Source organism: Actinomycetota bacterium (genome assembly GCA_018333515.1).
GTDB lineage: Bacteria > Actinomycetota > Aquicultoria > Aquicultorales > Aquicultoraceae > Aquicultor.
In genome coordinates this window covers 235,674-249,559 of sequence record JAGXSZ010000030.1, presented here as the reverse complement: position 1 = coordinate 249,559, position 13,886 = coordinate 235,674, and the positions used below count along the sequence as shown (strand labels likewise).

Genomic DNA, 13,886 nt, shown 5'->3' with positions numbered 1-13,886 from the left:
ATTCGCGACACGCTATTATTAATTTAGCGCACGCTACTCTAAGACGGGTGTCATTATGAGATATTCGCTCCCGACCAACGAGGTTTCGGCGCAAAACCAGCTTTCGCTCGTTAAGATCTATGTTCAGAAAAGCGGTGACGGCGCGAATCCGGTTAGAATCGAAGAAATAAAAGCGCTCTCTCCGGTCAAAAGCGACCGGATTTCAAAATGCCACCGCTTCTTAGTCGATATCGGCCTGCTCATCAAAGAGGGCCATAAATACCGGCCCACAAAAGAAGCGGTGCGAATAATCAACTACTTCGCGGACGGGGAGAACTATTCCGCCCAGGAGCGGCTGCGGGCGCTAGTCGCCGAAACATGGTTCGGCTCATTCATACGCGAACTCTTACGCCTGGTGGGCGCAGTCGATAAAGATTCGCTGGTTCAAAGAATGCTCGTCGAAGCGAAACTTCCCGATGTCGATCTCAACAAAGAAAAGGCAGCCGTCCTGATAGACTGGCTACTCACGGCCGATTTTATCGAGAAGAACTCAAGCGATCGCTTTATCTTAAACGAAACACCGCTTCTACCCGAAAGTGTACCGGTACAGATGCCGACGATACCGGTTTCGACAGTCCTCGAACCGGTTGCGGACGACAAGGGCATGAAGATAAAGTTCAATGTCGAACTATCGCTGGACGAGTTAAGCCCGCGAATGAGAAGTGAGATAATCCGGCTCATCAAGGACAGGCTCGCGTAACCGCTTATTCACCATTGAGTTCGATTTTCTTACTCAACTGGACAGCCGTCCCTCGGTCGGTGGCGATAAAGTCGATGTCGTCGACGAGTTCTTGCATGAGGAAAATGCCTCTCCCCCTATCCCTTATCAGATCCGGCGGCCGCCACTCGGCAAGGTTGGGATTGTAGCCTATGCCGTTATCGGCGATACGTATCTTAAAGCAATCGTCCCCCAAGGCGCATGTAACGCGAATATTGTTATTCTCGCCATCCGGAGACTGCCCATGCATAACCGAGTTGGTCACAGCCTCGCAGACCGCGACCAGCACGTCCGATGTGTCGATTCGCGGCATGCCCGCTTTTTTCAGTTCTTCCGCGACGAAACGCCTGACATCGTTGACGGCGACCGGCTTGTTGGCCACGACGAACTCGCTCAAAGCCGGCGCTTTCGCCTCCTCGGTGGACTTTAAAACAACTATCGTGAAATCGTCGTTTAGCTCACCCGCTGAAAAAGCGATGGTTCGCCTGTAGATCAAATCCGTAAGCCTTTGGGCACCCAAGGTCACGTTTTTCTTAACAAGCCGTTTCAAGCGGTCTAAACCGAAACACCCGCCGCGCTTGTCGCGTATATCGGTTACGCCATCGCTCAGAAGTACCAGAACATCACCGGCTCCCAGCACTACTTGCTTTTGGTCGACGAAAAGGCTCTCGCGTATTCCCAGCGGAGTCTGCGGGTCCCAGAGATATTCGACCACCCCTTTCGAGGCTAAAAGAGGCGGCAGATGGCCGGCGTTAGCATATGCAAACGTCGACGTCTTCGAATTGTAAACCCCGTAGATGGTCGTAACAAAGACCTCGGGCGAGGTATCCTCCCACAGTATCCGATTTACCGCACGGAGCGGCGAAATGACCGAATCGGTGTTGGCCGCAGCCGAACGCAGGATATATTTATGCATCGAAACCAGGAGCGCCGCGGGTAGGCTTTTGCCCGCAACATCCCCGATGGCGATACCGAGCTTGTCGTTGCCGAGGGGTATGAAGTCGAAATAGTCCCCGCCGATTTGTTTGGCCGGTTTACAGATAAAGCCGATATCGAGCCCTTTGACATAAGGTTTAGTCCGCGGCAACAAGTTGTTCTGCACCTCGGTCGCGACCCTGAGGTCATGGCGATATACCTCCAACTCATGGTCTTTTGTAATATCGCGCACCGAGCCTATCGCCGCCCTCTTGCCTTCGTGCTCTATCAGCGAATGACTTATTTGAACATAACGCAGCTCGCCGCTTTTAAGTCGGATGTTCGATTTGATGCTCAGCTGCTTCGATGCTTCCCCCGTTATCATGGGACAGTGCTCGCAAACCGTTCCCTCGACGAAGATATCTTTGAATACATCGAAACACTTCTTTCCTATGACCCGTGGCGCTTTCTTGCCCGTCATCCGCTCCAACGCGGGGTTGAACAACTCGATGTTGAAGTCCGCGTCGACCATGAAGATACCTTCAGTAGTGCCCTCGATAACAACTGAACTCTTCGCTTTCTCTTCGAGGAGTTCGATGGATATCTCCGCCTCGCGCCGCGCTATCTCCTCCTCTACAACGCGCCCGTAGAGCTGGTTGTTTCTAATAGCTATCGCGCACTGGTTCGTAAACAACGTTATGGACATGATCCGCTCCCGCGTGAAGTAGTCCTTCTCTGTAGAAAAGAGTTTCATGACTCCGAGCGATTTACCTTTTACGATGAGCGGAATAATCACAGCCGACCTGAAATCCCCGCCGAAATCGATGCACTTGTTCTCGCCGGAACTGTCGCTACCCGAATCATCTATAGTGATCTGGCGTTTTTCACGGAGCGCTCTCACTATGGCGTAATCGCTTGTAAGGCAGAGGTGGGTCTCCTTGAACGCGGTATTCGGCAAACCCCAGATATACGCCGGCTCCAGTTCTTCCGCGCCGCGATTGCTCAAAAAAATACACCCGTTATCGACACTGAACATCTTGTCTAACGCCTGGGCTATGCGCTCGAATATCGAATTCAGGTCGATTTCGCTGGTAACGATTTCAGATACCTCGAGCGCGGTTGAGAGATTCTCGGCCCTTGCTTGCGTCTCCTCATACAGAAGCGAATTATCTATCGCGATAGCCGCCTGTGTGGCAAATATCTGCAACAACTCCAAGTCCTCTTCGAACTGTTGCTCATTGTCCGCTTTATCGGCCGACATGCCAAGGATGCCTAAGACCTTGTCCTTCACGACTAGGGGGATACCAAGAAAAGATGGGAAGTACTCTTCTATCAAGCCATCCCCTAAGACCAATCCCCTGTCTTCAGCGGTGTCGGAGATGTAAAAGAGTTCCCTCTCCTCAAAGATCATCGCTCGCCTGCGCTCGGCAAGGACCAACCTTTCGTTGGGATAATGCTCGACGCCGCCGAAAATGCTTTGCGAGACCTCGAAGAGATCTTCTGACTCGTCGTAAAGGGCTATGAAGACCGATTTCGACTCGGCAAAATCAGCGACCGCGTCGATTATCGATTTCTCGATATATTTGCTGTCATGGGATGCGTTTAGTTTCTGGCTTATCGAAAATAGGCTCTTTAATCCTTTCGCCCTATATTCGAGCTGGCGATAGAGGCGCGCGTTGTCGATCGCGATTCCGGCTTGCACGCTAAAGAAGCGCATTATCGTCAATTCTTCGGCCGTAAAGGTACGCTCAACGGTTTCAAACGCGTGTATCGCGCCGAGTTCTTTGCCGAAGATGACGAGGGGCACCGATAGAATCTGCCGGATTTCTTCATCCCCGAACTTTAGGGAATGCTCTTTTGCCGTCGACTCCAGCTCATCAGAGCCGACGACCGAAATATCGCCTTGTTCAATAGCTCGCGTCGTCAATGTGCGAACGAATTGGGCTTGAATATTGTGTGCGTCCAACCCGGCTTCGTAGACAAGACATCGCGAACTCTTGTTTTCGTCTATAAGCGCGACACAGACTCTCTCTACCCCCAGCAGGGCCGAGGTATAATTGAGTATCTGTTCGATGACCTCTTTCAGCTCGAGCGTCGAGATGATCAACTGCCCTATTTTGTTGGCGATCTCGAGCGCCCGGGCGTTACTGCTCAAATCACGGTAGAGCGTGACGTTTTGAATCGCGATGGAAGCCTGGTTGGCCAAGGTCGTAATGACTTCCTCGTCGGCGCCGGTAAATAGCGTGCCGTCCTTTTTGAAGCTGACCATAACGACACCGCAGGGTTTCATATCCTGGCCTACTAAGGGTACTCCCAGGAACCCGCGAGGGGGTCGGTCGGCGGGCCTTTCTCCCACCTCCCGCAGTAGCGTGATATCGTCTAGACGGACCGGTTTGCCCGTCCGCAATATCCGCGCATAAGCCTTCTCGGTATAAGACGCCGTTTTGCCTTGTGTCTCGGTTAGCGCCCGCTCGCCCAAACTCGGGTCGATACTGGTCGTTCGATGCTCGAAATGGCTGGTGTCGGGGTTGTATAGGGCAGCCGCGGCCATTAGCGAACCCGCGGCCGATTTGGCTGCCGCCACTATCTCTTTCATCGTCTTCGATATATCTTTTTCGGCGACAATGCGCAACGTATGCGCATGGAGCGTTTTCAGCTCTTCGGCCTTTTTTGTGGTCTCATTGAAGAGTTCTAAGTTTCTAAGCGACGCGGCCACCGGGCCGGCCAACGACTGCAACAATCGCACATCGTCGTGTTCGAATCTTGAAGGAGCCCGGCTGAAGACCTCGAGAACGCCGATTACTTTATCGTCCTGTTTTATGGGGACGCCGACATATGACTTGAACTTCTCCCGGTTCAGCCATGGACGCTCATAAAACCGGCTATTTGAGCGTATATTGCGAATAACAAACGGTCTCCCCTTTTTGATGATGTTCGAGGCCGGGTCGAATTTGAGCGGTACATTCCCGTAACCTTTAAGAATTTTGTTCAACCCTGACGCCACCTGAAACTCGAGGTTATTATTTTTTATCAGGAGCAAATCGCAGAGTTCGGCTTCCATAACCGCCATTGCGGCCTGGGTTATCTGACGAGTTAGGCGTTTGGGGTCTAGTGTGCTCCCCATAGCCCGGCCAAGCTGCATCAGACTCGCTTTCGCCAACAGGTCGCGCCGCTTTATCTTGTCATAGGCGCGCGTTCGGACGATGCCGGCACTTACATGCTCTTTAACGAGGTTGAGAACTCTGCGGCTCTCCGGCTTATCCAAAACCGCGCGCGGTATATATAATACTAAAATTCCAAGTCGCGCACCGTTTGCTTTAAGCTCTATTACCTCAAACCCGTAACCACGCGCGACCACATCGTCCGAGAGGCAAGCCTGAAGGCTGTCACTTACATCGCCGCGCCGGTCGATGACGATTGGGTGGTCACCCGCAAAACCCCGGCTGGCCGTTTCGGTGTAGAACTCTCCGTCTTCAGTGCTGAGCATGATGATGCCGATATGCGCTTGGAGCAACGCCAGTATCGAGTCGAGCACGTTTGAGAGAACCGTTTCGAGGTTCTTGTCGACCTCAAAACTATTTTGAATCATATTGATAAAGACATTTTGCTTCTCGGCTTTGATGTTTTTCATCTGGTAAAACTGCCCTTGCGCCACCGAAGCCAGACTGAACTCGATAAAACTCAGTTGAGCCATAAACTCGTTCATAGACATAAACCCGGCATTACTTAAAGCATCCTTGACTTGGTCCGGGTTTAAACCGTTTGCGGCACAATCAGGCTCGATTCTGTCATCATCGCCGTGTTCGCCCGTCGAACAACCAAGCCACATCGCGCCTACCATAACATCATTCATCTTTATCGGAAGCCAAGCGCGAAACAGACCGAATGCACCCTGATATACAACCCTCGTCTCAGACTTAAGAGCCTGCAGATATGCTTCCGCGTCCGGTCTGGCCAACAGATCGACAGCGGTCGGCTTATGTCCTTGAAAAACCGTATCGATAAAGGCTTCCGGTATATTTACGGACGACGCGACGATGGAATATGAACTCGCGACAACCACAATCGACATATCGGTGACAGCGGCATAGTTGTCAATAAGTTGCTGCCAGAATTTATTATCAAGCAAGCCCAGGGCGGGTTTTTTCTCACCGGCCGGTAGTTCTTCGAACTCCTCGAGACAGGCCATGTGCTCGAGGACGGAGTTACGATCGTTACCTGACATACACGCGGTGCCCCCTATGTGGTTCTAAAATATTTTTGTTCTGAAGCCGCACAATAACCAACAAGCGGTAACTAAAAGCACTAAAGTTTAAGCTACCCCACAAAAAGACTCTTTAAACCTTATCCATATCAGTATGCGCTTGCCCAACAAGCCGAATACCTGCGCATTTGAGTTACTCTCTAATCTTATAACAAATAACCGGCACCACTTGAAGCAAAACCGGAAAACTTGAGTTCCGGTCGGATAAGACGAACTGCCGCAGATAGTGCGATTGCATACCGAGCGATTATAGAGACTCCCAGGAAAAAGGCCACTTCAAAGGAGCGTTCTCGCTTGAGCGGCATTTCGTTAACGCTTATGCGAAATAGCGCCGCCGCGTGAGCAGTTAAAATTCATTGCGGCTTGCTCTGTTAGACAACTGAAAGCTCAATTACCGTTAGACTACTATGCGCATGTCATTATAGCGGTCACTAGACTAGTACTCCATCACAGATACATCGACTAGTATCCGTCATTCTGAGGGAGTTGAAAACGACCGAACAATCTCAAGCTTTAGAGATTCTTCGTTTCACTCAGAATGACAACTCATAAAACGCGTGATGGAGTACTAGACGGCGGTGTCAATAATACCGCGATTACGTCTTTGTCGGCGAGACAACGAAAAGGCCGGGGTTATCCCGGCCTTTTCGCACCGAATTGCTATGCTTTTTAGCGCTTGCCGATCTAAGCGGCTTTTACCGCCTTGCCGCTCTTGCCTTCTTTTTCGAGTATACGCGTGTAGGCTTCGATATATCGCTCGACCATACGAGCGGTGCTGAAATTCTCCTCGACATGGCGACGACAATCGGCCGGCTGGATTTGATCCACCTTTTTGAGCGCCTCGACCATATCTTCGGTCGTGTCGCAGATAAACCCGGTCTTGCCGTGAGCGATGATCTCGGGAACCGAGCCGTTATTGACGGCTAACACTGGTGTTCCGCAAGACATCGCTTCTGCCATTACCAGCCCGAACGGCTCCGGCCACTGTATCGGGAATAAGAAACAGCCGGCCTTCTTGAAGAGTTCGATCTTTGTTTCGGTATCGACTTCTCCCATGAGTTCGACGTTTGGCGCAAGCAAGTGCTTTACTTCCTTCTCGAAGTAAGCCTTCTCGTGCGGCTCGGTCATCTTCGATACCATAACAAGCTTCTTGCCGGTCTTCTTCGCCACTTCTAACGCGACATGAGCCCCCTTCTCAGGATTCATGCGCCCGAGGAAAAACATAAAATCTTCCTTTTCGTCATTGAACTCGTATTTATCGACCTCGATACCGTTGTATATCGTGCCGACAAAATTGAGGTCGCCAAATCTCTCCCTTTGAAAATCGCTGATACCGTTGAAATAAATGCGGTCCTTGAGCTTACCGTAGAAACTCCGGGCATCATCGGTGGCCGGCCCATGGAGCGTATGGATAACCGGAACACCGGCAAACGCCCCGATGACAGGGCCTATTATCCCGCTGTGGTCATGGATGATGTCGAACTCGTCCGACTTCAAATAAGCCTGCATTACGTGGACGAGGTCGGGGAATGTCTGACCGATAAGCTCACTCGGCGCGACGTCGTATGCGCTTATGAGCTTGGCTTTTGTCTCAGAATCGCCCGAAGCGAAGAGCGTGACGTCGTAGCCTTTTTCGACGAGGCCCCTGGTGATACAGTGAACGACATATTCTATGCCGCCGTATCCTTTGGGGGGTATCGCGTACCAAATCGGTGCAATCTGCGCAATTTTCATTACTTCATCTCCTCTTTCATGTGTGATATGACCAAGCTTCAAATCTACTTTGTTTGATTATGTCGCATCTGGTTCTTCAGATACCGTGATAGAATCCGATACGTTTAGAAGAAATATCGTCTAAGCCTAAAGGGACTTTAGATATTTTTGATACGAAATGCATAAGAGCTTTGAAAATTAAAGAAGGTCGCGTATTATGTGCTTTTTGGGGCATGAAACTTTAGACAGATTTTTACGACATTAAATGGGAATAATCGAACGAGAAGGAGAATGATACCATGTTGACTTCCGTGCCTGTAGGTACTAAATCGCTCCAAGAGTATGAGGGTATTGTCGACGAGGAGATAATCGAAAAGGTTCGAGGGCTTGGCCGCGACCTCAAGGGCGCCAGAATCCTCAATATAAGCTCGACCGCTTTTGGCGGGGGCGTCGCTGAGCTTCTTTACACGCTGATACCGCTGATGAAAGACGTCGGTCTCGACGCGGACTGGCAGGTAATCCCCGGCAGTGAAGACTTCTTCACGGTGACCAAGCTCTTCCATAACGCCCTCCAAGGCATGGAACTCATGGCCACCCCCGAGATGATAGAGACCTACCTAAAACAAAATCTCAACAACGCGGAACTCTTCGGCGGCGAGTATGACGTTATCATGGTCCACGACCCCCAACCGGCCGCCATGCTCTCGTACCTTGAAAAACAGGGTAAGAAAACGGGTAAATGGATTTGGCGCTGCCACATCGACCTGACCGATGCGCGCCAAAGCGTCTGGGGTTTCCTCGAGCCATATATCGAACGATACGACGCGGCCGTCTTCACGATGGAGCAATATGTAAAAGACGGCTTTAAAATGGACAAAATCGCCATCGTGCCGCCGACGATCGACCCGCTAAGCTCAAAGAACATGGATATCAACGAGGAGACTATAGGGAGCATCCTCAACCGGTATCATATAGACCCGAATCGACCTATCGCCACACAAGTGTCGAGGTTCGACCCTTGGAAAGACCCGCTCGGCGTCATCGACGCCTATCGTATAGCCAAAAAAGAATTCCCCGGGTTGCAGCTTCTAATGATAGCCTCGATGGCAAGCGATGACCCGGAAGGATTCCACTATTACGAGAAGACATCGCGCCACGCCGCGGGCGACCCCGATATCTTCTTGCTCTCAAACCTCGAAGGAGTCGGCAATCTCGAGGTCAACGCATTCCAACGCGCCTCGCAGGTCATCATCCAGAAATCGACCCGTGAAGGTTTCGGATTGGTCGTGAGCGAGGGCTTATGGAAGGAGCGACCGGTAATCGGCGGCGATGTCGGGGGCATACCGCTTCAGATAATCAACGACGTCAACGGTTATCTCGTCAGCGACACCGAGGATTGCGGCGACAAGCTGGCGCAGTTGTTGAGAAACCCGGAAAGATCAGCCGAAATGGGCAAACTTGGCAGAGAGCATGTCCGCAAGAACTTTCTAAGCCCGCGCCAGCTCGCCGACTATATGGAACTCTTCAAGTTCTTGCATATAGGGTAATCAGGGCCCGGCTATCGATCGTTCTGATATAATAGACAATAGACCCGGCAAGCCCTTGTTGGCCTATGTAGCAAAGTGGTGGTATAAGTTGCAAAGCAAAGAAAAGGCTCGCATACGAAGTCTCAAAAAACTCCTTGCCGACAGGTCGATAATCCTTGTTTCAAATCGGGGTCCCATTCAATTCGATTACGATGAAACGGGAGGGATTGAAGCCAAACGAGGCGGCGGCGGACTCGTTACGGCGATGACCGCCGTCAGTAAAGAAACTCATGCGACCTGGATATCGGCGGCGATGACCGACGCGGAGCGCTCGCTGGCGCGAGAGCGGGCCACGTTGGCTTTCCCTAAAGAGAACCCGCTCTACCACCTGCGCTTGATAGACATACCGGAGTCGATGTACAACCAATATTACAACATCATCAGTAATCCGCTCCTCTGGTTTGTGCAACATTATATTTGGGACCTGGCGAAGAACCCGTCGATTACGAGCGAGATTCACGACGCCTGGCGTAACGGTTACGTCGCGGCTAACAAGATCTTCGCGGAGGCCGCGGCGGATGCGTGCCGGGGACATGAGCGCCCCATCATCATGCTCCAGGACTACCATCTCTACACAGCGGCGAAGCATATACGCGAGATGACCGATAAACCCCTGCTCTTCCACTTTACCCACATCCCGTGGCCCGAACCCGGCTATTTAAGCGTCCTGCCACGGCAATTCCGGGTCGAGTTGCTCGAAGGAATGCTCAGCAACGACCTTCTCGGGTTTCAGTCTCGTCGCTATGCCAATAACTTTTTGCTATGCTGCCGGACGCTATTGGGCTGTCGAGTGAACTGGCGAAGGCGGACGGCCCGTTGGCAAGGACGCGACGTGTACGTGCGCTCCTACCCGATCTCTATCGACCACAAATCGCTGCGGACCTTAAGCGAGACCGGGACCGTCAACGACTACCAAGCGCAAATGGAAAAGGATTACGCGGGCCTTAAACTCATCATGCGCTCGGATAGGAGCGACCTTTCGAAAAACATAGTCCGGGGTTTCCGGGCGTTCGAGACGCTATTAGAAAAGCACCCCGAGCTGGCGGGCCAAGTAAAATTCCTCGCCCTTCTCTACCCCACCAGGGAGAACATCAAGGAATACACCGATTACCGTCTCGAGATCGAGCAAGCGGTCGAGGATATAAACAGCCGCTTAAAGACCGCCGACTGGACGCCTATCTACCTGCGCCTCTACGATAACTACGAGGAATCGGTCGCCGCGCTCAAACTCTACGACGTGTTGCTGGTAAACCCGATATATGACGGGATGAACCTGGTGGCCAAAGAGGGGCCCGTCGTCAACGAGCGAAACGGCGTGCTGGTGCTGTCGGAAAACGCGGGCGCCGGCGAGGAGTTGCGCGAGGTCGGCCTGGTCGTAAACCCGTTCGATATCGACGAGACAGCGGACGCGCTTTACGAGGCGCTTACTATGTCCGAGCGCGACAAAGCGACGCGCTCCGCTATTATGAAAGAGATAGTGACGCGCAACAACTCCATCAAATGGCTCCACTACCAGCTGAAAGATATGGTCAAGCTGGAGAAGAAAAGGTCGGTCGACCTTTTGTAGTCGGCTCTTGCGGATATACGCGCTTTGAATCCGGTAAGCTAAGGGTTGGCGGCGAGCATCTCGAAATAGCGCCGGCGACAGAGGTTTTCCACTTGAACAAGCCGACTAAAAGCTTCCTTAAAATCATCAGCGCCCGCGCAAAACAGCCCATGGCCATAGACGAGCGCCCGCCCATGCCCCTTAACGACCGGCGGTACCGTTTTACCTATTCCACCCGCGCCTATTTCGCCGGAGACGATTGGAACGCCGTCGATGAACCTTGTCTCCGGGCAGTTCTTGCCGCAATCGACGATATCGCAGGCCGCGCGCTTTGCGCAGAGCATCGACATGATAACCGAGAACTTGGGGTGACCGTGGATAATGGTCGCATAGCTCGAAGTCTCATATATGCGCCGGTGAACAGGGAGTTCAGACGATGCGGTAATCCCGTAGGTCGAAGAATTGTCCATCGGGACCGGGTCGATCAATCCTTCGAGTTCGTCCAGGGACGCGCCGGTCTGCGAGATATGGATGATGCCGTCGTCGACGAGGCTGATGTTGCCGAAGAACGAGTCGACGAGGCCGCTCTCGACGGTGTAGCGACCGACAGCGCATATCTCCTCTATTATTTCGGAACGAGCGGCAAGCGGGCCGGCGCGAAACGAAAGTTTTTCGACATCGGGCGGCCGCAACCAGTCGTTCTTGAATCGCTCAAGAGCCTCTCGCTCGCCCGAAAGGCGCCACCCGTGCTCTAATAGTTCCAGCAAATACTTGATGAAGGTCGCGTGAAATATCGATGAGTACGTGATATATGCCTGCTCAAGGGTGACGGTGCCGGTGGCGACAAAGCCGACGCCCTCGATTATGAGGCCCTTTCGCTCGCGCAAAATCGCCGCGATAGCCTCGGCTAAATCGCCCTCCTCGCCAATTGCGCTTCTCCTGATAAACGGGATATCGTGGAGAAAGGTCTTGACCTCGCTATCTTTCGGATAAATGCGCGAATCTCTCTCAGGCGAACGCGCGATTAGATAATCGGCAAACGGCAACGTGGGCGCGGCCAAAAGCAGGCCGACGACGCTGATTTCATCTAGGACTGCCTCGAAAACCGGTTTCCAGTCGTCGTCTTTTGAAACTATGAACTCGTCGTCGAGCGCGTAAAAGCGTATCGACCTGGGCATTGCCAAGCCGTCTTTGATCAGTTTGTTGGCGTATTTTTCGATTTGGTCGCGCAAGAATCAACCTCTCCCTCTTAGGGTTTACCACTTATGGCTTGCTATTTCGCGTATGTTGTTTAGTGCTTGCCGTTTCTTTTTAGTGCTTGCTTTATGCTTCTTTTGCTTGCTGTTCAAAACACCCGTTGGCGTCTAGGCCGCGCATTTTATAATATTTCTTAAGCTCCTCGATAAAACGAGCCTCGTCGATGGGTGGTATCTCTATGCCGTCGCCGGATGTCCCCGCTTCGGTAAAGAAACGCCTAGGAAGCACGTCGTCCTTGGCCGAAAAGCCGTTATCGCAGTTGAAACGCCGCTCTTCTTTTACTATTCGCTCGCCTATCTTGAGCAGGCTCTGCGCCGAATACTCTCCCCCTGTGACACCGGTCAGGATGTGCGCGTATTCTTCGAGCGAGGCCGCCAGAATTGCGAACTTGCAGGTAAGGAGCGAATCCGCTACCGCATTCGTATCTTCGGCGATTTTGATGATGCGCGCTTTGCCCGAGAATGAAAACCGGTCGGTAGCAACGGGTTTGCGCAGAATCTCGTTGGCGATAGGATACGCGCGCAGGTGGCATCCGCCGCGATTGCTCGTCGCGTAAGCCAACGCCATACCGTAGGCGCCGCGCGGGTCATAGGCGGGCAGCTCCAAGCCTTTGACCGACATCGAGAGTTCCGGCGCCCCGAGCGACGCGCAGACCCTCGCCGAGCCGCGCGCCAAGTCATCACCCTCTCCTACTCGCAGAGCCGTCTTCTCGACCAGCTCGATTATCTCATCCGGCGCGAAGAACCTGCCTTTGGCCTCACCGTAGGCGGCAATCGTCGACGCCATGCTTATCGTATCCATGCCGAGCGCGTTACAGAGTTCGTTCGATTTGACTATAGAGTGGATGTCGCTGTTATTGTTGAGCGCGCCGAAGTGCGACGCGCTCTCGTATTCGGGGAGCGCTTTGCCGCACGAGTCGACCTTCTTGCACCGTATCGGGCAGCCGAAGCAGCCCTCTTTCTTCGCCTGGTAGGTCCGCTTGAGCGCCGGGCCGGCGTAATCGCTCGCCGCTTCGAAATAGGTCTTGCTGAAATTGGCGGTCGGCGTCATCCGGCGCTGCTTCATCAGGTCGACCAGAGCCGGCGTGCCGAATTCGCTTATCCCGAACTCGCCGAAGATTATCGGCGATGCCTTAAAGAGGCGCATAACATCCTCGCGGCCTTGCTTAAAAACGGCCTCGTCCGCTACGAGTGTTTTCGCGCCCCCATCGACCACGACCGCTTTGAGGTTTTTGGCGCCCATGACGGCTCCCAGCCCCCCGCGCCCCACCGAGTTTGCCGCATTGACCATGATATTTGCGAAGAGCACGCCGTTTTCGCCCGCCGGGCCTATCGCCGCGACGCTACCGTGCGCCATTAAGGCCGTCATGGTGTCGAAAGTATCGAACCCCCATAGCGACGACGCGCCGGCGACCGACGATTCCTCGCCCATCACCTTAAGATATGCCGGCCTGTCGCTCTTGCCCGTAATCATAAGGGCATCGAGCCCCGCGGCCTTTAGCTTGTGCGCGAAAAGACCGCCGCAGGAGGAGTCGTAAATCGTCCCTGTAAGGGGACTTCGTGAGACGACCGACATCCTGGCCGATGTCGGCGAAGAGGTGCCGCAGAGCGGCCCTACGGCGAAGATAAGCGGCATATCGGGGTCGAACGGGTCGAGCCGGTAAAAATCGCGCATAAAACTCACGCCCAGGCCCCTGCCGCCCAAAGACTCCAATAAGATCTCTTCGGGGATATCCTCGCGGTGCGCCGCGCCGCTCGTCAAATCGACTTTTAGTATCTTTCCCGTCCAGCCGAACACTATAGCCTCACCATTCTCCTCGCGTGCTACGTCCAACGTTACCAGGAAGGA

7 protein-coding genes are annotated in these 13,886 nt (G+C 53.1%); 3 read left to right on the top strand and 4 right to left on the bottom strand.

What is annotated here, in order from left to right:
* Positions 1 to 55 precede the first annotated feature (55 nt).
* On the top strand, positions 56 to 739 hold the full coding sequence (locus KGZ93_08355) for a hypothetical protein (GenBank protein ID MBS3909620.1): 684 nt from the start codon (positions 56 to 58) through the stop codon (positions 737 to 739).
* 4 nt (positions 740 to 743) lie between these two features.
* Here the strand turns inward: KGZ93_08355 and KGZ93_08350 are convergent, their stop codons facing one another.
* Together KGZ93_08350 and KGZ93_08345 are read right to left on the bottom strand one after the other, a co-directional pair.
* A complete protein-coding gene (locus KGZ93_08350; GenBank protein ID MBS3909619.1) occupies positions 744 to 5,897 on the bottom strand; it encodes a GAF domain-containing protein in 5,154 nt (1,717 codons plus the stop codon).
* 723 nt (positions 5,898 to 6,620) lie between these two features.
* Positions 6,621 to 7,670 (bottom strand): glycosyltransferase family 4 protein, encoded by a 1,050-nt coding sequence (locus KGZ93_08345; GenBank protein ID MBS3909618.1) that lies wholly within the window; start codon positions 7,668 to 7,670, stop codon positions 6,621 to 6,623.
* A 278-nt stretch (positions 7,671 to 7,948) separates the two neighbouring features.
* Between KGZ93_08345 and KGZ93_08340 the strand changes: the two genes are divergently transcribed.
* Complete coding sequence (locus KGZ93_08340; GenBank protein ID MBS3909617.1) at positions 7,949 to 9,196, top strand: glycosyltransferase; 1,248 nt, start codon at positions 7,949 to 7,951, stop codon at positions 9,194 to 9,196.
* An 88-nt stretch (positions 9,197 to 9,284) separates the two neighbouring features.
* Complete coding sequence (locus KGZ93_08335) at positions 9,285 to 10,802, top strand: trehalose-6-phosphate synthase (protein ID MBS3909616.1); 1,518 nt, start codon at positions 9,285 to 9,287, stop codon at positions 10,800 to 10,802.
* A 38-nt stretch (positions 10,803 to 10,840) separates the two neighbouring features.
* Here the strand turns inward: KGZ93_08335 and KGZ93_08330 are convergent, their stop codons facing one another.
* Together KGZ93_08330 and KGZ93_08325 are read right to left on the bottom strand one after the other, a co-directional pair.
* On the bottom strand, positions 10,841 to 12,013 hold the full coding sequence (locus KGZ93_08330; GenBank protein MBS3909615.1) for a class II aldolase/adducin family protein: 1,173 nt from the start codon (positions 12,011 to 12,013) through the stop codon (positions 10,841 to 10,843).
* 91 nt (positions 12,014 to 12,104) lie between these two features.
* On the bottom strand, positions 12,105 to 13,835 hold the full coding sequence (locus tag KGZ93_08325; GenBank protein ID MBS3909614.1) for an aldehyde ferredoxin oxidoreductase family protein: 1,731 nt from the start codon (positions 13,833 to 13,835) through the stop codon (positions 12,105 to 12,107).
* Between the last annotated feature and the right edge of the window lie 51 nt (positions 13,836 to 13,886).

Bases quoted from the DNA above. Each gene is read 5' to 3' on its own strand.
- KGZ93_08355 (MBS3909620.1), top strand. From the start codon at position 56: ATGAGATATTCGCTCCCGACCAACGAGGTTTCGGCGCAAAACCAGCTT.
- KGZ93_08350 (MBS3909619.1), bottom strand. From the start codon at position 5,897: ATGTCAGGTAACGATCGTAACTCCGTCCTCGAGCACATGGCCTGTCTC.
- KGZ93_08345 (MBS3909618.1), bottom strand. From the start codon at position 7,670: ATGAAAATTGCGCAGATTGCACCGATTTGGTACGCGATACCCCCCAAA.
- KGZ93_08340 (MBS3909617.1), top strand. From the start codon at position 7,949: ATGTTGACTTCCGTGCCTGTAGGTACTAAATCGCTCCAAGAGTATGAG.